General features: G+C 61.0%; 17 protein-coding genes and 2 pseudogenes. 9 read left to right on the forward strand and 10 right to left on the reverse strand.

Features of this window, described 5'->3' with window-relative positions:
* The first annotated feature begins 179 nt into the window (after window positions 1-179).
* From AUL39_RS11510 to AUL39_RS10635, 4 genes and pseudogenes are all read left to right on the forward strand, one after another.
* Window positions 180-521 (forward strand): transposase, encoded by a 342-nt coding sequence (locus AUL39_RS11510; RefSeq protein WP_059056099.1) that lies wholly within the window; start codon window positions 180-182, stop codon window positions 519-521.
* Window positions 482-820, forward strand: a pseudogene (locus tag AUL39_RS11515) (IS3 family transposase); the annotation flags it as partial. The gene AUL39_RS11510 and the pseudogene AUL39_RS11515, both read left to right, overlap by 40 nt.
* Window positions 797-1447, forward strand: coding sequence for an IS3 family transposase (locus AUL39_RS11520; RefSeq protein WP_059056128.1), 651 nt, complete (start codon window positions 797-799; stop codon window positions 1445-1447). The pseudogene AUL39_RS11515 and the gene AUL39_RS11520, both read left to right, overlap by 24 nt.
* A gap of 39 nt (window positions 1448-1486) precedes the next feature.
* Window positions 1487-2131: an IS3 family transposase gene (locus AUL39_RS10635; RefSeq protein WP_082667398.1), complete on the forward strand. Its 645-nt coding sequence runs from the start codon at window positions 1487-1489 to the stop codon at window positions 2129-2131.
* Between the two features lie 33 nt (window positions 2132-2164).
* Here AUL39_RS10635 and AUL39_RS11000 read toward each other — a convergent pair.
* The 3 genes and pseudogenes from AUL39_RS11000 to AUL39_RS10655 all read right to left on the reverse strand — a co-directional run bounded on the left by AUL39_RS11000 (window position 2165) and on the right by AUL39_RS10655 (window position 6716).
* Window positions 2165-3041: pseudogene (locus AUL39_RS11000) on the reverse strand (homocysteine S-methyltransferase family protein).
* Between the two features lie 387 nt (window positions 3042-3428).
* On the reverse strand, window positions 3429-4844 hold the full coding sequence (gene lacG, locus AUL39_RS10650) for a 6-phospho-beta-galactosidase (RefSeq protein ID WP_059056106.1): 1416 nt from the start codon (window positions 4842-4844) through the stop codon (window positions 3429-3431).
* 114 nt (window positions 4845-4958) lie between these two features.
* Window positions 4959-6716 carry a PTS lactose transporter subunit IIBC gene (locus AUL39_RS10655; protein ID WP_059056109.1) on the reverse strand — a complete coding sequence of 586 codons (1758 nt, stop codon included), beginning with the start codon at window positions 6714-6716 and terminating at the stop codon, window positions 4959-4961.
* Between the two features lie 320 nt (window positions 6717-7036).
* Between AUL39_RS10655 and AUL39_RS10660 the strand changes: the two genes are divergently transcribed.
* On the forward strand, window positions 7037-8128 hold the full coding sequence (locus tag AUL39_RS10660; RefSeq protein ID WP_059056111.1) for a LacI family DNA-binding transcriptional regulator: 1092 nt from the start codon (window positions 7037-7039) through the stop codon (window positions 8126-8128).
* Between the two features lie 308 nt (window positions 8129-8436).
* On the opposite strand, the gene AUL39_RS10665 is transcribed toward AUL39_RS10660, so the two are convergent.
* The 6 genes from AUL39_RS10665 to AUL39_RS10690 all read right to left on the reverse strand — a co-directional run bounded on the left by AUL39_RS10665 (window position 8437) and on the right by AUL39_RS10690 (window position 13267).
* Window positions 8437-9375 (reverse strand): hexose kinase, encoded by a 939-nt coding sequence (locus tag AUL39_RS10665; RefSeq protein WP_059056113.1) that lies wholly within the window; start codon window positions 9373-9375, stop codon window positions 8437-8439.
* A gap of 9 nt (window positions 9376-9384) precedes the next feature.
* The gene (locus AUL39_RS10670; protein ID WP_059056115.1) at window positions 9385-10236 is read right to left on the reverse strand and encodes a class II fructose-bisphosphate aldolase; all 852 of its coding nucleotides are present in this window, start codon (window positions 10234-10236) and stop codon (window positions 9385-9387) included.
* 138 nt (window positions 10237-10374) lie between these two features.
* Window positions 10375-11244, reverse strand: coding sequence for an aldose 1-epimerase family protein (locus AUL39_RS10675; protein WP_059056117.1), 870 nt, complete (start codon window positions 11242-11244; stop codon window positions 10375-10377).
* A gap of 57 nt (window positions 11245-11301) precedes the next feature.
* A complete protein-coding gene (gene lacB / locus AUL39_RS10680) occupies window positions 11302-11820 on the reverse strand; it encodes a galactose-6-phosphate isomerase subunit LacB (protein ID WP_059056119.1) in 519 nt (172 codons plus the stop codon).
* Window positions 11821-11879: 59 nt separating this feature from the next.
* On the reverse strand, window positions 11880-12308 hold the full coding sequence (gene lacA, locus AUL39_RS10685; protein WP_059056121.1) for a galactose-6-phosphate isomerase subunit LacA: 429 nt from the start codon (window positions 12306-12308) through the stop codon (window positions 11880-11882).
* Window positions 12309-12496: 188 nt separating this feature from the next.
* A complete protein-coding gene (locus tag AUL39_RS10690) occupies window positions 12497-13267 on the reverse strand; it encodes a DeoR/GlpR family DNA-binding transcription regulator (protein WP_070807642.1) in 771 nt (256 codons plus the stop codon).
* A gap of 305 nt (window positions 13268-13572) precedes the next feature.
* Here AUL39_RS10690 and AUL39_RS10695 point away from each other — a divergent pair, with 305 nt between their 5' ends.
* The 4 genes from AUL39_RS10695 (at window position 13573) to AUL39_RS10705 (ending at window position 16779) form a co-directional block, all read left to right on the forward strand.
* Entirely contained in the window at window positions 13573-13887 is a 315-nt protein-coding gene (locus AUL39_RS10695; protein ID WP_235810856.1) for a PTS lactose/cellobiose transporter subunit IIA, read from the forward strand.
* A gap of 150 nt (window positions 13888-14037) precedes the next feature.
* Window positions 14038-14622 carry a galactokinase family protein gene (locus tag AUL39_RS11580; protein ID WP_328586099.1) on the forward strand — a complete coding sequence of 195 codons (585 nt, stop codon included), beginning with the start codon at window positions 14038-14040 and terminating at the stop codon, window positions 14620-14622.
* Window positions 14600-15217, forward strand: coding sequence for a hypothetical protein (locus AUL39_RS11585; RefSeq protein ID WP_328586100.1), 618 nt, complete (start codon window positions 14600-14602; stop codon window positions 15215-15217). Before AUL39_RS11580 ends, AUL39_RS11585 begins: the two co-directional genes overlap by 23 nt.
* Window positions 15208-16779: a UDP-glucose--hexose-1-phosphate uridylyltransferase gene (locus AUL39_RS10705; RefSeq protein WP_059056126.1), complete on the forward strand. Its 1572-nt coding sequence runs from the start codon at window positions 15208-15210 to the stop codon at window positions 16777-16779. Before AUL39_RS11585 ends, AUL39_RS10705 begins: the two co-directional genes overlap by 10 nt.
* A 149-nt stretch (window positions 16780-16928) precedes the next feature.
* On the opposite strand, the gene AUL39_RS10710 is transcribed toward AUL39_RS10705, so the two are convergent.
* Window positions 16929-17647, reverse strand: a 719-nt coding sequence (locus AUL39_RS10710; protein ID WP_153001631.1) for an IS3 family transposase, incomplete at its 5' end; no start/stop codon positions are given.

Raw genomic sequence — 17647 nt, forward strand, 5'->3', positions numbered from 1 at the left:
CCTACGGCTACAGGCGCATACACGCGCAGGCCAACGCCGACGCGGAGGACGGCGCGGCGATCGGCGAGTGGACCGTGTGAGCTGTAATCTTTTGGTGGACAGCGGGACGGCAGGAACCGGCAGCAGATATGCTCTGCCCAGATGCCCACCCACCAGCACCAGGAGATTGGAGAGGCGAGATGTCGGTGAGCGCAGGCGAGATCGAGAAGGCTGAATCGAGGGACAGGAGCAGGCTCCCCCGGCAGTACACGGAGGAGTACCGGCTCGAGGCGGTCGAGTACTACAGGAAGGCCCGGGAGGCGAATCCGAAGAAGAGCATCAGGGAGTGCGCCTCGGAGCTCGGAATCAACGACAAGACCCTCAACGACTGGGTCATCAAGTACGGGAGGACGGGAAAGGTCACCCAGGCCAGGACCGGAGAGCAGAAGGAGCTCGACGAGGCGAGGAAGCGCATCAGGGAGCTCGAGAGCGAGAACGAGTTCCTAAAAAAAGCAGCAGCCTTCTTCGCCAGGAGCCTCTGACGGAGGACAGGTTCCGGCTGATGCTGGCGGAGAGGGCGAGCTGCAGCGTCTCGATGATGGCGCGGGTACTGGGCGTGAGCAGGTCGGGATTCTACCGGTGGCTGAAGGCGGGCGGCAGCGGGGAGGATCCGTGGGGTCCCCTCAAGGAGGCCATCATCGAGATATGGGAGGAGAGCGGACGGCGGTTCGGCTTCCGCAAGGTCTGGTCCAAGCTGGCAGGGGATCCCAAGTACGGCCGCTTCGCAGGCACGACCCTCTACCGCGTGCGGAAATGCATGTCCGAGCTGGGGATACGCGGCATCTGCCCCAATGCCTCGAAGAGGACCACCGTGCCCGACCCCGAAGCTCCGGAGCGTCCTGACCTCATCAGGCGGGACTTCTCATGCCCTGTGCCGACCACGAAGCTCGTGGGCGACATAACCTATCTCAGGACCACAGGAGGATTCATATACCTGGCCGTGGTCATGGACCTGTGCACGCGCATGGTCGTCGGCTGGAGCATAAGGGACAGCATGAGGGCAGGGCTCGTCGTCTCGGCGCTCGATATGGCATATTCGCGCGGATACGTCGCCGGAGGGGCCATATTCCACAGCGACCGCGGCAGCCAGCACGCGGGCGCAGAGCTCGCCGCCTGGGCAGCAGCGCACGGCGTGAGGCTCTCCGTGGGCCGCACAGGGAGCTGCCACGACAATGCGGTCGCGGAGTCGTTCTTCGGGACGCTCAAGACCGAGTGGTACCACCACGAGCGCCCGGCGGATGCATCCACGACGAAGCACGGGGCGATTGAGTTCATCGAGTCATACTACAACCGCTACCGTCCGCACGAGTCCATCGGTGACCGCGTGCCGGCAGAGGCTATGCAGGAGTTCTTCGACCGCTTCGAGAGGGCCCTCGCGTACGATCCGGAGGCGATGGAAGCCGCATAAAATCTGGGATCCCGCTGTCCATTATATTGACAGGGCTCAGTGCGCAGCATCATGGAGGAGGAGAACCTGGTCGCGAGGGCCGCCAGGAAGAAGCGCCGCTGCAGCTCCTGCGAGGGCGAGATCTCGGAGGCGCCCGAGAACCTGCTGCGCGACGAGAAGGGGAAGCACCGTTTCGGGGCCGACAAGCCCAACGAGCTGCGGGTCGCCGACGTGACCGAGCTCCGCATCCCCGCCGGCAAGGCGTGCCCCCCGCCGATCGTGGACTGCTTCGACGGCATGCCGCTGGGCTGGTCGATTTCCACCTCGCCGGACGCCGAGATGGCGAACTCGTCGCTGCTCGGCGCGTGCGTGTGGCTCAATGAGGGCGACCATCCCAAGATCCACTCGGACCGCGGATGCCATTACCGCTGGCCTGGATGGATAAAGATCTGCAGGGAGAATGGCCTGGTCAGGTCGATGTCCAGAAAGGGCTGCAGCCCCGACAACGCGAGGTGCGAGGGCTTCTTCGGAAGATTGAAGATAGAATTCTTCCACGGCTGCGACTGGGCCGGGGTCACGATCGGGGAGTTCATGGGGATGCTCGACGCCTATCTCAGATGGTACAGGGATGTCAGGATAAAGGGCGACCTGGATTACAGGAGCCCCATGCAGTACCGCAGGGACTTGGGTCTGCTGGCGGCGTAGGATGGATTCGGTCCAGGATCACCACCGCAGTCCCTACCGTTCACTTCTGCTTGACAAAACACAGTCGAGCATGCGCGCGACGGCGCGGCAGTACTCGGGAGCGTGGACGTCGAACACGGTGCGGCCGTCCTCGACGCGCGGAAGCCCGGCGTTGGCCTGGACCATGACGGGGCACTTGGCCCACGGCAACATGCGCTCGACGAGCGGCACGAGGTCGTCAGGGCCGAGCGAGCAGTTGATGCCCACGTCGTCGGCGCCCATCGAGCTCAAGGTCACGGCAGCGACCTCGGGCGTGGTGCCGAGGAAGGTGCGGCCGTCCTCGGCGAACGTCATCGTGACGAAGACAGGCAGGTCCGAGTTCTCGACGACGGCAAGAAGCGCCGCCTTGGCCTCCGCGAGGTCAGCCATGGTCTCGATAATAAAGAGGTCGGCGCCCGCGGCGGTCGCGGCCCGCGCCTGCTCGGCGAAGAGCGCGTACGCCTCGTCAAAGGGAAGGGTCCCCATAGGCTCGAGGAGCTGCCCCGACGGGCCGATGTCGGCGGCGACGTAGCGCGCCCCCCGAGGCGCGTGCGCACGAGACGGCGGCGTCGAAGATCTGCTCCACCGTCGCGGCGTCGCCGAGCTTATCGCGGTTCGCGCCGAAGGTGTTCGTGGTCACGACGTCCGCGCCGGCGGCGACATAGGCGGCGTGAACCTCAGAGATCTCGCCGGGGTTGGTAAGGCACAGAAGCTCCGGCAGTTCGCCGGCGGCAAGGCCGCGCGCCTGCAGCTGCGTGCCCATGGCGCCGTCGAACACAAGGAAGTTCTTTCCGTCGAGGACGCCCTGCAGATAGTCGTCGGCCACGCGCAGGCGCCGCGGCTCCAGGCGGGCCTCGGGCCAGGTGCAGCCGAGCTTCTTTGCGTTTGCCATGCGCTTCTCCCCACGTTATCGTTCAGATCAGTATGTTACCGGCGTTATAAGAGATAATTCTTCAGTAAAGCAAGTTAAGGGATCTCAAGCAATAAAATGCAGAGCAAACCCCCGGCAACTTTAGAACTCACACGAAGCAGAGTCTCAAATAAGCTAGCTCCCGAAAAGAGGGAGACAATATGCCTAGGAAAGGACCCGGCGCGGCTGTCTGGTTGTGAAAGCAATCCAGAACCCATAGCAATACACGAGTTCATCAGAATGCGCATACACATTCCTCAGGGCGATTGCCATCTCGTCCGCAATTCCCGAATAACAATCGCGCATATCAAATTGCGCCGCGACGGGCTGAAACCCGTCGCGGCGCAATTGTCCGATAAAACCTAAGTCTTACGACTCGAGCTTGCCGGTCTCGGCGAGGTTCTTGAACCAGTACGCGCTAGCCTTCGGGTAGCGCTTCTGGGTCTCGAAATCAACGTAGAACAGGCCGTAGCGCTTATTGTAGCCGTTGGTCCAGCTGAACTGGTCCTGAAGCGACCAAACAAAGTAGCCCGCAACGTTTACGCCGCCCTCGATGGCGCGATGAATCCAGGTGAGATGCTGGCGCAGATAGTCAATGCGCGGGGCATCGTCGATGAAACCGTCCTCGAAGTCGTCCTTGTACCCCATGCCGTTCTCGGTCACATAGATTTTCTTGTAGTTGGGGTAGTCGTTCTTAATTCGCATGAGGAGGTCGTAGAGGCCCTCGGGATAGATGATCCAATCCCAGTCAGTCGTTGGGACGCCTTCGCGCACACAGGACTCGCCAACGCCCTTGAGGAACCAGCGGCTTGAGCCCTTGTCGCCCGTGCCGTTGTGGTGAATGTCGTTCTCGCCTTCGGCGGCGCGCAGGAACTGGCACTTGTAGGTGTTCACGCCGAGGCAGTCGCAGTACGGCAGAGCCGCGGCCAGAGCTTCGATGTCCTCATCGCGGATATCGAGTTCGCCTCCCGCGATGTGCGCGAGCCTCGTGGCCGCCTCAAGCGTATCGGGAGCGTAGTGTCCGCGGAACGTGGCATCGAGCACCCAGCGGTTGTTGATAACGTCAGCCATTCGAGCGGCCTCAGCATCGGCAGCGGAGTTCGGATCGAGAGGATACTTAGGCTCAAGGTTCTGCACGATGCCAATCTCGCCCTCATAACCACCGTCGTGGAAAGCGACGACGGCACGGGCGTGAGCCACCATCATGTTGTGCATGAGCTGGAACGCCTTGTCCAAGCGATACTTCTCGCCATGGGGCCAGTTGCCCACGATGAAACTGCCCTCAGCGGTTGCCGGGATCTCGTTAAAGGTGAACCAGTGTTTAACCTCAGTGAACTCGCCAAAGCAGAAGGTCGCATAATCGACGAAGGCATCGATGGTAGAGCGGGTGAGGAAACCTTCGCCGCCGTTCTCATAGAACGCTTCGGGAGTGTCGAAGTGATCGAGCGTGACGTAGGGCACGACACCGCGGCGCTCGCATTCGGCAAAGAGCGCGTGGTAGAAGTCCACACCCTCCTGGTTAAGCGCGCCAGTCCCTGCAGGGAAGATACGCGTCCAGGCAATTGAGACGCGGATGCCGTTCACGCCGAAGCGCTGACAAAGCTCCAGGTCGACAGGATACCTGTTATAGAAGTCGCTTGCCGGATCGGGAGAAAAACGCCCCTGCGCGGCGAGGAAGTCGTCCCAAGGCACTTTGCCCTTACCGTGAGTGCGGGTCTCACCCTCGACCTGATAGGCGGCGGTAGCGCCGCCGTAGACGAAACCCTCGGGGAACTGTCTGCTCATGTTCAATCCTTTCGACATGATCGCGAGGCATCGCCCCGCGCTTCTATGCAAGAGATGTGCCGCCGGGCGCAAAGGGAAGGTACGCCCGACGGCAAGGGAAGGAGGGCTGCTTCGCTACTCTGCCATGTTCTGACGGAGCCATTTGATGGCACCCTCGGGGTCGCGGGTGAGTTTGATGTATTCCTTACCACGAGGCGCAAGAAGCTTAATGCCCAGACGGTCGGTATCAGCCTTCATATCCTCATAGTAGCTACGGACCTGCGGAGCAAGCACAATGACGTCGTATTGGTTCATGATTGCGGTGTGCTGGCCATAGGCACCGGCAGCGGAGGCAATGTTCTCGCCCGTGGCTGCGGCTCCCTCCTTGATGGCGTTGGCAAGCATCGCGGAGGTACCGGCGCCGGCGCAGAGCACGAGAACCTTCAAGCCGTCGACGGACTTCTTTGCGTCACCAGCGGGCTCTGTGACGACAGGCACGGAAACGGGCTCGGCATCCGTAGCCGGCGTGGAAACAGACGCTTCGGCCACAACGGGCGCAGAAATTGCGGCGGAACCGTCACCCTCTGCCTCGAGTTCGCCCGCACGCTCGGCCTCCTGATCGCAGAGCATCTTATCGTATGCCTTAAGGAACGGCATGTAGATGACGGCATCGACTATCAAAAGCGCAGCAACAAAGAGCAGCGATATGAGCTGGAAGCCGGTAGAGATGAAGATGCCGATCGGGGCAGGCGTGGCCCAAGGCACAACAAAGCTGAAGCCGTTCATGCCCACATCGTCGATGAAGAACTTGGCAAGGCACACGTTGACGCAGCCTGCAAGCGTAAAGGGTATGAACATATAGGGGTTTAGAATCATCGGGGCGCCGAAAAGCAGCGGCTCGTTGACAGCGAAAGCGACAGGAACAATAGAGGCCTTACCAACCGCCTTGAGCTGCTTCGACTTCATGAAGAGGATGAGCAGAAGAGGAACGATGAACGTGGCGCCGGTGCCACCGAACTCGCCGACGAGGGAGAGGTTGAAGCACAGGGAGTGCGCAGGGTGACCGCCGGCCATGAGCACCTGAAGGTTCTCCGCCTGGTTGGCGAGGCGGATAGGGTCGATGGCCGGCTGGACAATCGAGGGGCCATGGATACCGATGAACCAGAAGAACGCGGTGAAGAACTGGATGATGATCAGACCGGGATAAGTCTCGGCGGCAGTGAAAAGCGGCGAAAGCAGCTTAATCAGAATCTCGGAGAAAGGCACGCCGGCGATTGCACGGATAGCGACGTCGATGAGCGCGCAGATAACGACCGAACCAGCGAAGGGGATGATGTCGCGGAAGTTCTGGGCGATGGCGCCGGGGACCTCTTTGGGCAACTTAATGGTGAGGTCACGGCTAACGCAGAACTTGTACACGCCAACGGTAATGAACGCGGCGATGAAGGCAGAATACAAACCGCGAGTGCCCATAGAAGTGCAGTCAAAGACGCTGACCTCCGAGCCGTCGAGCATGGCGGGGAACTGCGTGACGGCGAGCAGCAGCATCGAGCACTGGGCCGCGATCATGGTGGAACCGTCGTTCAGGACCTTGCCGTCCGGCATCTTGCGATTCATCGAGGCGGTAAAGTTCTTGGCAGTAGTACCAGCGCACATGATGCCCATAACGCCCATAGTGAAGTTGTAAAGCTTGTTGCACCAATCGATCAGCGGTTGGGGCAGCGCTATGCCAACGACGCTCGGCAAGGTAGCGATGAGAAGAAAAATTGACGAGGTGAGGACGATGGGCATGCAGCCGAGGAACCCATCCTTGATCGCCTGGAGGTAGGGGTTTCTACCAATCTTCTCAAAGAGGGGCTGCTGCTTCTCGAGCAGCTTGATGATTGCGTCCATGGCGCTCCTTTGCAGTGTTCTTGTTCTTTATTTGTGCCAGGAAGAAACGCTTTACGAAACAGCCATCCCCGCCCGGTGGGGATGGCCCGCCTCGGACCGCCCGGTGGCCCTCGACTAATCGAATTCGAACGTATAGTTGTGCGTTTTTGTAAATGACAACGTTGTCATTCGACTTGGTGACAATAATAGGCATTTCCTGCGGGAATATCGAGCCGAAGTCGAGTCACTCACCCGAGTGGCATTGAATTACCGGTGAGCGGTTTTGTTCATTATTGTTCGAAGGAGTTTGAATGGCACCACATGAGCGCCGAGGAGTGTCGATGGTGGATGTCGCCCACGAGGCCGGGGTCTCGTTAAAAACCGTCTCGCGCGTGGTCAATGAGCCCGATACTGTCCGGCCCGCGACCCGCAATGCAGTCAATGAGGCTATGGAACGACTCGGATTCCGCACCAACTACGCCGCCCGGTCGCTCAAGCTCGGCGCCTATAAGTCCATAGGCCTTGTTATCTTCGACCTCTTTGGCGGGAACCTCAGCGTGCTCAACGGCATTGCTTCTGCTGCAGCAGATCAAGGCTATGCGATTACACTAATCAAGCGCATGAGCAAAGAGGAGCTCCCTTTGAGCGAGGCGGCCCGCAGGATGGGCCAACTGCCAGTTGATGGCATGATCTTCAATCTGGCTCAGATGGTCGACGATTTCGCAGAATATCGCTCTCCCGTCGGCCTAAGGACTGTGATTATCACGCCTTTTGAACACGCGACCTGCTCAACAGTCTCGGACGATCAGGAAGGCGCAGCAAGAGCGGCCTGCAGACGACTAATCGAGCTCGGGCATCGGCATATTCGCTTTATTGCGGGAACGTCGGACTCGCTCGCGAGCAAAAACCGCGAGCGCGGCTGGCGTCTCGCGCTCGACGAGGCGGGACTTGCTGCTGCGGACCCCCTGCACGGGGACTGGAGCGCTGACTCAGGGTATGAGGCGGGCGCAACTCTTGCCCAAGATCAGAAGTGCACGGCGATTCTGGCGTGCAACGATAACATGGCGAACGGCGCGATGCAGGCACTGAATGATGCCGGACGCAGAGTGCCAGACGACGTGAGCATCATCGGGTTCGATGACTCGCTCGCAGACTCTGTTCCGCACACAATCCTCTCCTCTCCATCCGCTTCGACCATCAGAAACTCGGCGCAAGGGCCTTCGAAGAGGTCCTCGACGCTTCTGATGAGAAGCACCGCATTCTCATCCCCGGCGCGCTCATCGAGCGAGGCAGCATACGGCCCAGATCATAGGAGCAAAACCACGGAGACGAAACGATGGTGGGCCTTCTTCGTTAGGGGGACAAGAATAGCGGAGCCGAGTGATTTCAAAACGATCAGCCCCATATCCGACGACGGCGATAAACAATCGTGAGATTGACGTCTGGTTTGCGAACGGCGTAAGCGCGCATCGGCCCCTCCGCCATCATTAATCCAGGACCATGGAAACGACTCAAGAACCCCGGTTTTTTTCTCCCTCGCGCACACCGCGAGGAATGCCGTCACGAGAACAGATGACGCGGGCATCGCGCCAGAAGATGTGCGGAAAAGGTGTATGAATCGGCTGCGACACATCGCGGCGGCCCAACATAAAGCGCCGCTCTATCAATGACAGGCGTCTCTCGCCGGAAGCTCGCCCAGCGAGAGACGCCTATTCCTATTCACTAGTGCAACCGCGACACATTAGACTTGCTCGACCTCGACAGCCGAGTAGACGTCGTCCCAGCGGTCCATCGGCAGGTGGCCGGTGGCGGGGTCCATGGCGTTCAGCGTGCCGCAGGTGTTGCCCAGGCGCAGGACCTCGGCGGGGTCGGCGCCGGCGGCGATGCCGTGGGCGAAGCCCGCGATCGTCGAGTCGCCCGAGCCGGTGGCGTTCACGCACTCGATGCGCGGCGCGCGGACGCGCCAGGCGCGGCCCTGGTGGAAGGCCGCCGAGCCGGCGGCGCCCATCGAGACGACGACCCACTCGACGCCGGCGAAGCGCTCGTCGGAGGCGACGGCGTCCCGGACCTCGTCCAGGCGCTCGGGCGAGAACTCGCGCCCGAGGAGGCCGCCGAGCTCGGTGAGGTTGGGCTTCACGAGGTAGGGCTTGGCCTTCGCCGCGAGCGCGGCGTCGAGCGAGGCGCCCGAGGTGTCGAGGAGCACCTTGGCCCCCGCGCCGGCGGCGACGCCCGCGAGCTCGGCGTAGTAGCCGGCGTCCACGCCGCGCGGCAGGCTGCCCGACATCGTCACGACGTCGGCGCGCCCCGCGAGGCCGCGGAACTTCTCCCCGAAGCCGGCGAGCTCGTCGCCGGAGACCTCGGGTCCCGCCTCGAGGAACTCGGTCTGGTTGCCCTCGTGGAGCACCGCGACGCAGACGCGGCTCTCGCCGGCGATGCGCGCGAAGTCGTGGGCGACCCCGCACTCGTCGAGGCGGTCGGCGATGAAGTCGCCCATGCGCCCACCCAGCAGGCCGGTGGCGAGCACGTCGTCGCCGAGCTGCCCGAGCACGCGCGAGACGTTGAGCCCCTTGCCGCCCGCGGTCTTGATGGGCTCGACGCGGTTCACGTCGTCGACCTTGAGGGGCCCCGCGAGCGGGTAGGCCGTGTCGATCGACGGGTTCATGGTGACGGTGAGGATCATCGCGGGCACCTAGGCCTTGTCGGTGGAGCCGAGGTTGTCCATGTGGGAGGCCACGACGTCGTAGATCTCCTGCATGCCGGGCCTGCTGGGCTTCTTCGGGTCGAAGCAGCCGGGGTTGTCGGCCATGTAGCCCATGAAGCCCTTGGTGAAGGCCTGGCGCAGCTCGGTGGCGTAGTTGACCTTGCAGATGCCGTTGCGGATGGCCTCGGCGACCTGGTCGTCGGGCACGCCGGAGGTGCCGTGGAGCACCAGCGGGATCTCGAGGCGGGAGCGGATCTCCTTCAGGACGCCCTGCTCGATGTGCGGGGTGCCCTTGTAGACGCCGTGGGCGGTGCCCACGCCGACGGCCAGCGAGCCGCAGCCGGTGCGCGCGACGAACTCCTCGGCCTCGTCCGGGTCGGTGTAGGGGTTCTCGCCCTCGACCGCCGGGCCGTCGTCCTCCTTGCCGCCGACCTTGCCGAGCTCGGCCTCGACGGGGATGCCCAGGGGCGCCGCGACCTTGGTCACGCTCGCGGTCAGCGCGACGTTGTCCTCGAACGGCACGTGGGAGCCGTCGATCATGACGGAGGTGTAGCCGGCGTGCATGGCCTGGACGCAGCGGTCGAAGCCGTCGCCGTGGTCGAGGTGGACGGCCACGGGGACGCTCGCGGCGTCGGCGGCCACCTTGCACATGGCGGCGAAGTAGTCGAGGTTGGCGTACTTGACGGTGCCCGGGGTGGTCTGCATGATGACCGGGCTCTTCTTGTCCTCGGCGGCCTTGATGACGGCCATGACGAACTCGAGGCTCTCGACGTTGAAGGCGCCGACGGCGTAGTGCCCCGCCTGGGCGTCGAGCAGCATCTCCTTGGTGGTGACGAGCATTTGGTTCTCCTTTTTTGGTATGGCATGCCCAGAACACATGTGTCATCTGGACATACAGGATAATTTCGTTTACTTCCCGCCAAGCATCAGAACAAATGTTTTAACAGGACGTTTGTTCAGACATAGCGAACATGCAGCCTAGAATGGCTGAACCGTGAAGCTGCGCTCAACTGTCTGGCCGGGAGCCGCCACGATACATCCGCGTTTGTGCTCAAAAACATCGTCCTCATCTGAGCATGTCGAAAGTCCGCCCCACGGCTCAAGCGCGACAAAGTCTCCAGCCGGCTTGCTCCATACGACCAGGTAGTCAAAGTCCGGGAACTTAACCTTAACGCCGTGACCGCTTAATCCCTCGAGTACAACCTCACGACTCTTGAGACGATCGTATATTGTCTCGGCAAAATCAAACAGCTGGTGAGAAAGGCACAGTTCGAGTCCGTCCTGCGGCGCCGGGTCGCGACTCTCGACGTCGATCAGGCCCGTCGAGGGCACAGCTCGGCACACATCCCCCTCAGGCTTCTCAAAGCGCACGGAGTAATCTGTGTATCTCTCGCCCGGCATAATTGGACAACGAAACGCCGGGTGCCCGCCTATGAAGAAAGGCATCGACTCGAGGCCTGTATTTGTGACCGCATAGGTAATGCGTAAAGATTGCCCTTCGAGTTCATAGCGTGCGACAAGCTCAAAATCGAAGGGATACTTGGCTAGGGTCTCGGAATTTGAGCAAAGTCGCAGCTCGACTTTTTCTTCAGAGGCGTTAAGCGGCTCGAACTCCATCTTACGTGCAAACCCATGGCGAGGGAGCTCAATCTGTTTTCCGGACTCCGTCACGGCCTTGCCTTCGCGCAGACCGCCGCAGATGGGGAAGCAAATGGGGGCCTGGCCCGTCCAGATTTCGGGATTGGGCTGCCAAAGGTACTCGCGCCCGTCTCTTTTTATCGAGGTGAGCGTCCCACCTGCGGTCGTCACGCCAACGCTCAGGTACTTGTTCTCAATTATGGTCTGCATGCCGCGCCTCCTCGAGCGGGGTGCCTCGCCACACAAAGCGGGCGCCCCACGTCGCTGCTAATCGTGGTAGTAGCCCTGGTTCCACTTCTCGATGAACTCATCGAGATAGTGGGGGTCGGCCTGAGCGGCGGCGTCGGCCTTGTTCACGGCATCGATCTTCGCCACAAGCGCATCGTGCTCCGGCGTCTTCTCGTAGCTTTCCTTTAGGAAGGCAAGCATAATGTCAGCCATGAGGAACTCCCCGGTGATCTTTCCACCGAACCCGACGACGTTGGCATTGAGGCAGCGGCGGGCGTAGAGCGCAGAAGTCATGTCACGGACAAGCGCACAGCGGGCACCGGGGACCTTGTTCACTGCGTTAGTGATGCCAATGCCCGTGCCGCACAAAGCTACACCGAGGTCAGCACGTCCGGAAGCAACGGCCTCGCCAACGGCCTTGCCATAAATCGGGTAATGCGTACGTGTGTGGCTGTAGGTTCCAACGTCGAGGACCTCGTATCCTGCCTCCTCGAGGCGGTCGTGCAGATAGGTCTTTTCGTCAGTAACGATGTGGTCGCAGCCAAGCGCGATGATCATAATTTATCTCCTTATATCATTTCTCGTATAAGACAGGGGGGGGTTGTCCTCATGTCTTATTAAGCGAGCTTGTTGAGCATGTCGACACGAACCTGGTGGCGACCGCCGGCGTAGTCTGCCGCGAGGAACTCACGGGCAATCTTCTTGGCGACCTCAGAGCCCACGACGTTCGGGCCCATGCAGACAATGCGGGAGTTGTTGTGTTCGCGGGTCATGTACGCGCTGCGCTCGTCGGAAATGTTCGCGCAGACCATACCCTTTACGCGGGTGCAGACCATGTAGCTGCCCACACCGTATCCGTCGAAGCAGAACCCGAGCGTCCCGTCGTTGGCTTGGACGTCCGCCGCCACGGCGAGCGCGGAATCTACGAAATCGGCGGCGGGCTCGACGGAGAGATCGACGACCTCGTGGCCGTCCTCAACGAGGGCTTCCTTGACGATGTTCTTGAGGGACATGCCCTCCGCGTCGGAACCAATAACGACTCTCATGCTTCCTCCTTGGAAGTTCGACAAGACGGTTCCTAGACACCGTTGACAGATGTCGTTATAGCGATGCCTACGATCAGCTCTTGTCACGCAAAAGATGCGATTGTGTTGTGGCTTGACAGTGACCTATACGCGCAAATCCTCACACGCCGCCGGGCACAGCGTGGATGGAACAAGGTAATAGCGGAGCCTCACGTGGGACAAATCACTCGCGTGAACTCCTCGACGCTCGTACGTTGATTGGGCGTGATTCCGCCATCGCAGATCAGGGCATCGATATCCGAGAGGTTATAGAACGAATAGAAGTCGCGAACGGCGATCTTACTCGCATCCGCAACGATATAACGGGAATCTGCCTGGTCGAAGGCCTTCTTTTGGAAGTAGCCTTCTTCCATGTTCGAGGTATAGACATCATTGCCGAGCAGGCCGTTGACGCCGATGAATGCGGCATCGATGCCCACTTGGGAGATGGCACTCTCGGCGAGAGGGCCCACGAAAGCGCCGGTACGCTCACGGAAGGCCCCACCGATGAGAAAGAGCTCGCAGTTCTCGCGAGAGGCAAGCAGGTTGAATACATTGATCGAGTTCGTGACCACGCGCAGACGACCTGACGGCAGAAAGGGAATCATCTGCTCAACGGTGGTGCCGGTGCCGAGGAAGACCGTCGAACCCTCCTCGATGTGACCTGCAGCAAGGCGCGCCGCCTCGGCTTTCTCGGCGACGTTCTTGTCTCGCTTCTCGATATGAGTGTACTCGCGGCGCAGCATTGAATGAACAGGAGAGGCACACCGGCGGGCGCCACCGCGCACGCGCTCGATGTCTCCAGCAGCGCTAAGCTCCTCGAGGTCGCGTCGAACCGTCATCTCCGAGACATCAAGCGCGTCGGAGATCTCTTTGACCGAGACGGTCCCATGAGCATCCAGGAGCGCCTTCACGCGCTCATGCCGCTCCACTTTGATCATGGCACCCGCCTCCTCTGGCTCGATTGCTTGCCGCTGTTATTTACAGTTATATTAGAACATTTTCGAACAGGAACGAACGTGAGAATTTAAAAAAGACGACGATTTGCCGTTCACCGCCAGTTTACGACCGTTCGAAGTTGTTCGTTATGTTTGTAGTTGTTCTTCTTTGTTTGGGAAGTATTGTTATATCAGCAAGAAGCTCAGAGGGCGGCTGCCCGGACACCCCGCGAGCCCGAAGCGCACACAGGCGCAAAGGCGCCGCTAACAGAAAGGGGCCCAAAATGGCCACCAAAGAAGAAATCTCAATGATTGGCTTCGAGATTGTCGCGACCGCGGGCGATGCCATGACCGACCTGCTCCATGCCCTGGACGCCGCGCGCGAGGGCAACTTCTCCAAGGCGGAGGAGCTTCAGAAGAGCGCCTACGATGCTCTCATCGAGGCACACAACATCCAGACCGGTATCCTTTCCAAAGAAGCGGGCGGCTCCGAGATGGATGTGACCTTTATCATGGTGCACGCGCAGGATACGCTCATGACCACCATGATGCTCGAGAAGCAGGCCAAGTTCATGATTGATGAGTACAAGCGGATCGCGGCGCTCGAGGCCAAGACGGCTTAGCCAACCTAATTAAAATCAAACAGACCACAAAGGAAGAGGCGGCGGCATCGATTGTTTTCGCCGCCTTTTTCCTTATGCGCAACTTTAATAAAAAGAGACACCTGGAAAAGCACCTTTGGTAGCCGTCTTCTTGCCCAAGAGGTGAATACCATGAACAAAGACAAGCTCGTCAGACTCTTTGAGGAGAGCTTTGGCACGGTGGGCGTCCGCAACCTGTTGTCCGTGCATGCGCCCGGCCGTTCCGAAATCGCCGGCAATCACACCGATCACGAGGGCGGGCGCGTAATAGCAGCAGCGCTCGACGTCGCCGTCGACTGCATCGCGGCGAACAACGGTACCGCTACCGTACGGGTAGCATCCGAAGGCTACCCGCAGATTGAGGTTGACCTGGACTCGCTCGATTCACGCGACGACGAAAGGGGCTCAACCGCCGCCCTTGTCCGAGGCATGGCGTACGAGGTCGCCGTTCGCGGCGGGACGCCCACAGGATTCGACCTCGCAATGACCTCCACCATCCCCTCTGGCGGCGGCCTCTCCAGCTCCGCGGCCGTCGAGGCGGCCCTTGGTCGAGCGTTGGAGGCGTTCTGGGGCCTCGAACCGGCCTCCCCCCATCGCGCTCGCGCAGGAGAGCCAGCGCACCGAGAACAACTTCTACGGCAAGCCTTGCGGGCTCATGGACCAAGCCGCGGTATGCCTCGGAGGCCTTGCGTTCATGGACTTCGGAAACGCCGCTAATCCTCGAACGCAGAAAGTTGCGCTCGACTTCGAGGACTTCGGCCACGCACTTGTGCTCATCAAGGCCGGCGCCGACCACGCCGCGTCTACGGCAGACTATGCGGCTATCCCCAGCGAGATGCAGTCCGTCGCCACCAAGCTAGGCCATACACGCCTGTGCGAGGTAGACCTCGATCGGCGAATTGCTGACCTACGCCAGGAGTACGGTGACCGAGCGGTGCTCCGTTGTGTCCACTACTGGTTTGAAAACGACCTCGTGGACCGCCGTTGGGAGGCGCTACAGATCGGCGATATAGACGCCTTTCTCAACCTCACGCGAGCGAGCGGCGCAAGCTCAGCCATGTACCTGCAGAACGTCGCGGCAGAGCTCGGCCGTGAGCAGCCCGCCATGTGCGCCCTCGGACTCGCCGAGCACATCCTCAACGGCCGCGGCGCCGCGCGCATCCACGGCGGGGGCTTCGGTGGCACCATCCAAGCCTTTGTCCCGCTAGACATAGTCGATGCCTTTATCGCCCAGATGGACGCTTGGCTTGGCGTCGGCTCATCACGCCGCCACAAGGTTTCAGACAAGGGGGCGTATGCCGCATGGCTGTAGCCGATGAATCTGGACCGCGCACGGCTATTCAGACCCTCGTCGATTACTGCGCCGCCCGCGAGCTCATTAGCGAGGAGGATCGCATCTGGGCATACAACACCGTGCTCGACTGCGCAGGCGCCAAGAGCCCCGCACCCGAGGAGACATGGGCGCTCGGTAAGGCGAAAGCACCTGCAGGCTTTGATCTTGAGACGGCGCTTCTTACCATCGGAGGCGCAGCCGTGGAGACGGGCGCCGAGGAGGACACCGCAAGCGGGCGCGATCGCATCGCAATGCGCGTGATGGGCGCCCTCATGCCCAAGCCTTCCGAGGTCGCTGCGCGCTTCAGGGCCGCCATTGCCGCGGGCGAGCCGCGCCGGGCCACCGACGAGTTCTACGCAATGTGTTGTGACGCGGGATACGTGCGCCGCGCCGCCATTGCCCGCAACGTCAAGTGGACAACCCCCACGACATGGGGCAACTTAGAGATTACGATCAACCTCTCCAAACCCGAGAAGGACCCACGCGAGATCGCAGCAGCGGGATCAGCCAAGTCAGACGCCAAGAAGTACCCCGCTTGTCAGCTCTGCATCGAAAACGAAGGCTATCCCGGCCGCGGCGTCGCGGCCTTCGGCGGGGCACACCCCGCACGTCAGAACCTCCGCATCATCCCCATCGAGCTTGCCGGAGAGCGTTGGGGCCTGCAATACTCCCCCTACGCCTACTTCAACGAGCACTGTATAGTCATGAACGCACATCATCGGCCGATGCACATCGACAGGAATGCGCTCGAGCACCTACTCGACTTCGTTGACCTTCTCCCCCATTACTTCATCGGATCGAACGCCGACCTGCCTATCGTGGGCGGCTCGATTCTCTCCCACGACCGCTACCAGGGCGGGGACCACGTGTTTCCAATGATGCGCGCCGAGTCCGACCAAGCGTTCTCAATGCTCAGATACCCCAATGTGCGAGGAGAAGTGCTTCGATGGCCGCTCAGCGTGCTACGTCTGCGTAGTGGAGATCGCGGCGAGATCCTTAACGCGTGTGTTCACGTGATCGATACATGGCGATGCTGGAGTGACGAGTCGGTAGGCGTGCGCGCAAGCGAAGCGGACGGCACGCCGCACAACACCGTGACGCCCGTTGTTCGCCGCACGAACAGCGGAGATTACGAAGCTTACCTTACCCTTCGCTGCAATGTTACGAGCGAGCAGAATCCTCTTGGCGACTTCCACCCACATGCCCAGTGGCACCACATAAAACGCGAGAACATCGGCCTCATCGAAGCCATGGGGCCGGCAGTCCTGCCTGCACGCCTAGTGCGTGAGCTCGAGGCGGTAAAGGACCACCTTCTCGCAGGTGATCTCACAGGGCTGGATACGGACGAACTCACAGCATCTCATGCTGAATGGGCTCGACAGATTGCGGCGTCGCATCCCGAGATAGATACGTTGAGCGCTGATGAGATTATTCGCGAAGGCGTTGGGCTGGTATTCGGTCACGTTCTCGAAGATGCCGGCGTGTTCAAATGGGATGAAATGGGACGCGCCGCACAGCGGCGATTCATCGAAGCATTGTAAGCGTAAGAAAAAGAAGCCACTCTAACGGCGTTCTGGAAATATTGCTGTTTGTAATAATGCACTGTCTATGGATATATATAAGCAGCTGTTAACGCCGGGCGATAATCGCCACCGGGGGACTGCGGTGGTGATCCTGGACCGAATCCATCCTACGCCGCCAGCAGACCCAAGTCCCTGCGGTACTGCATGGGGCTCCTGTAATCCAGGTCGCCCTTTATCCTGACATCCCTGTACCATCTGAGATAGGCGTCGAGCATCCCCATGAACTCCCCGATCGTGACCCCGGCCCAGTCGCAGCCGTGGAAGAATTCTATCTTCAATCTTCCGAAGAAGCCCTCGCACCTCGCGTTGTCGGGGCTGCAGCCCTTTCTGGACATCGACCTGACCAGGCCATTCTCCCTGCAGATCTTTATCCATCCAGGCCAGCGGTAATGGCATCCGCGGTCCGAGTGGATCTTGGGATGGTCGCCCTCATTGAGCCACACGCACGCGCCGAGCAGCGACGAGTTCGCCATCTCGGCGTCCGGCGAGGTGGAAATCGACCAGCCCAGCGGCATGCCGTCGAAGCAGTCCACGATCGGCGGGGGGCACGCCTTGCCGGCGGGGATGCGGAACTCGGTCACGTCGGTTATCCAGAGCTCGTTCGGCTTGTTCGCGCGGAAGTGATGCTTGCCCCGGTCGTCGCGCAAGAGGTTGGGCGGCGCCTCCGAGATCTCGCCCCCGTAGGAGCTGTACCGGCGCTTCTTCTTGGCGGCCCTCGCGACCAGGTTCTCCTCCTCCATGATGCTGCGCACGGTCCACTCGCCGATCGCCGCGCCGTCCTCCGCGTCGGCGTTGGCCTGCGCGTGTATGCGCCTGTAGCCGTAGG

This window comes from Tractidigestivibacter scatoligenes, from assembly GCF_001494635.1.
Classification (GTDB): Bacteria; Actinomycetota; Coriobacteriia; order Coriobacteriales; family Atopobiaceae; genus Tractidigestivibacter; species Tractidigestivibacter scatoligenes.

Bases quoted from the DNA above. Each gene is read 5' to 3' on its own strand.
- lacB (WP_059056119.1), bottom strand. From the start codon at position 11,820: ATGATCATCGCGCTTGGCTGCGACCACATCGTTACTGACGAAAAGACC.
- lacA (WP_059056121.1), bottom strand. From the start codon at position 12,308: ATGAGAGTCGTTATTGGTTCCGACGCGGAGGGCATGTCCCTCAAGAAC.
- AUL39_RS10660 (WP_059056111.1), top strand. From the start codon at position 7,037: ATGGTGGATGTCGCCCACGAGGCCGGGGTCTCGTTAAAAACCGTCTCG.
- AUL39_RS10690 (WP_070807642.1), bottom strand. From the start codon at position 13,267: ATGATCAAAGTGGAGCGGCATGAGCGCGTGAAGGCGCTCCTGGATGCT.
- AUL39_RS11520 (WP_059056128.1), top strand. From the start codon at position 797: ATGTCCGAGCTGGGGATACGCGGCATCTGCCCCAATGCCTCGAAGAGG.
- AUL39_RS11510 (WP_059056099.1), top strand. From the start codon at position 180: ATGTCGGTGAGCGCAGGCGAGATCGAGAAGGCTGAATCGAGGGACAGG.
- AUL39_RS11580 (WP_328586099.1), top strand. From the start codon at position 14,038: ATGAACAAAGACAAGCTCGTCAGACTCTTTGAGGAGAGCTTTGGCACG.
- lacG (WP_059056106.1), bottom strand. From the start codon at position 4,844: ATGAGCAGACAGTTCCCCGAGGGTTTCGTCTACGGCGGCGCTACCGCC.
- AUL39_RS10695 (WP_235810856.1), top strand. From the start codon at position 13,573: ATGATTGGCTTCGAGATTGTCGCGACCGCGGGCGATGCCATGACCGAC.
- AUL39_RS10670 (WP_059056115.1), bottom strand. From the start codon at position 10,236: ATGCTCGTCACCACCAAGGAGATGCTGCTCGACGCCCAGGCGGGGCAC.
- AUL39_RS11585 (WP_328586100.1), top strand. From the start codon at position 14,600: ATGGACTTCGGAAACGCCGCTAATCCTCGAACGCAGAAAGTTGCGCTC.
- AUL39_RS10675 (WP_059056117.1), bottom strand. From the start codon at position 11,244: ATGCAGACCATAATTGAGAACAAGTACCTGAGCGTTGGCGTGACGACC.
- AUL39_RS10665 (WP_059056113.1), bottom strand. From the start codon at position 9,375: ATGATCCTCACCGTCACCATGAACCCGTCGATCGACACGGCCTACCCG.
- AUL39_RS10655 (WP_059056109.1), bottom strand. From the start codon at position 6,716: ATGGACGCAATCATCAAGCTGCTCGAGAAGCAGCAGCCCCTCTTTGAG.
- AUL39_RS10705 (WP_059056126.1), top strand. From the start codon at position 15,208: ATGGCTGTAGCCGATGAATCTGGACCGCGCACGGCTATTCAGACCCTC.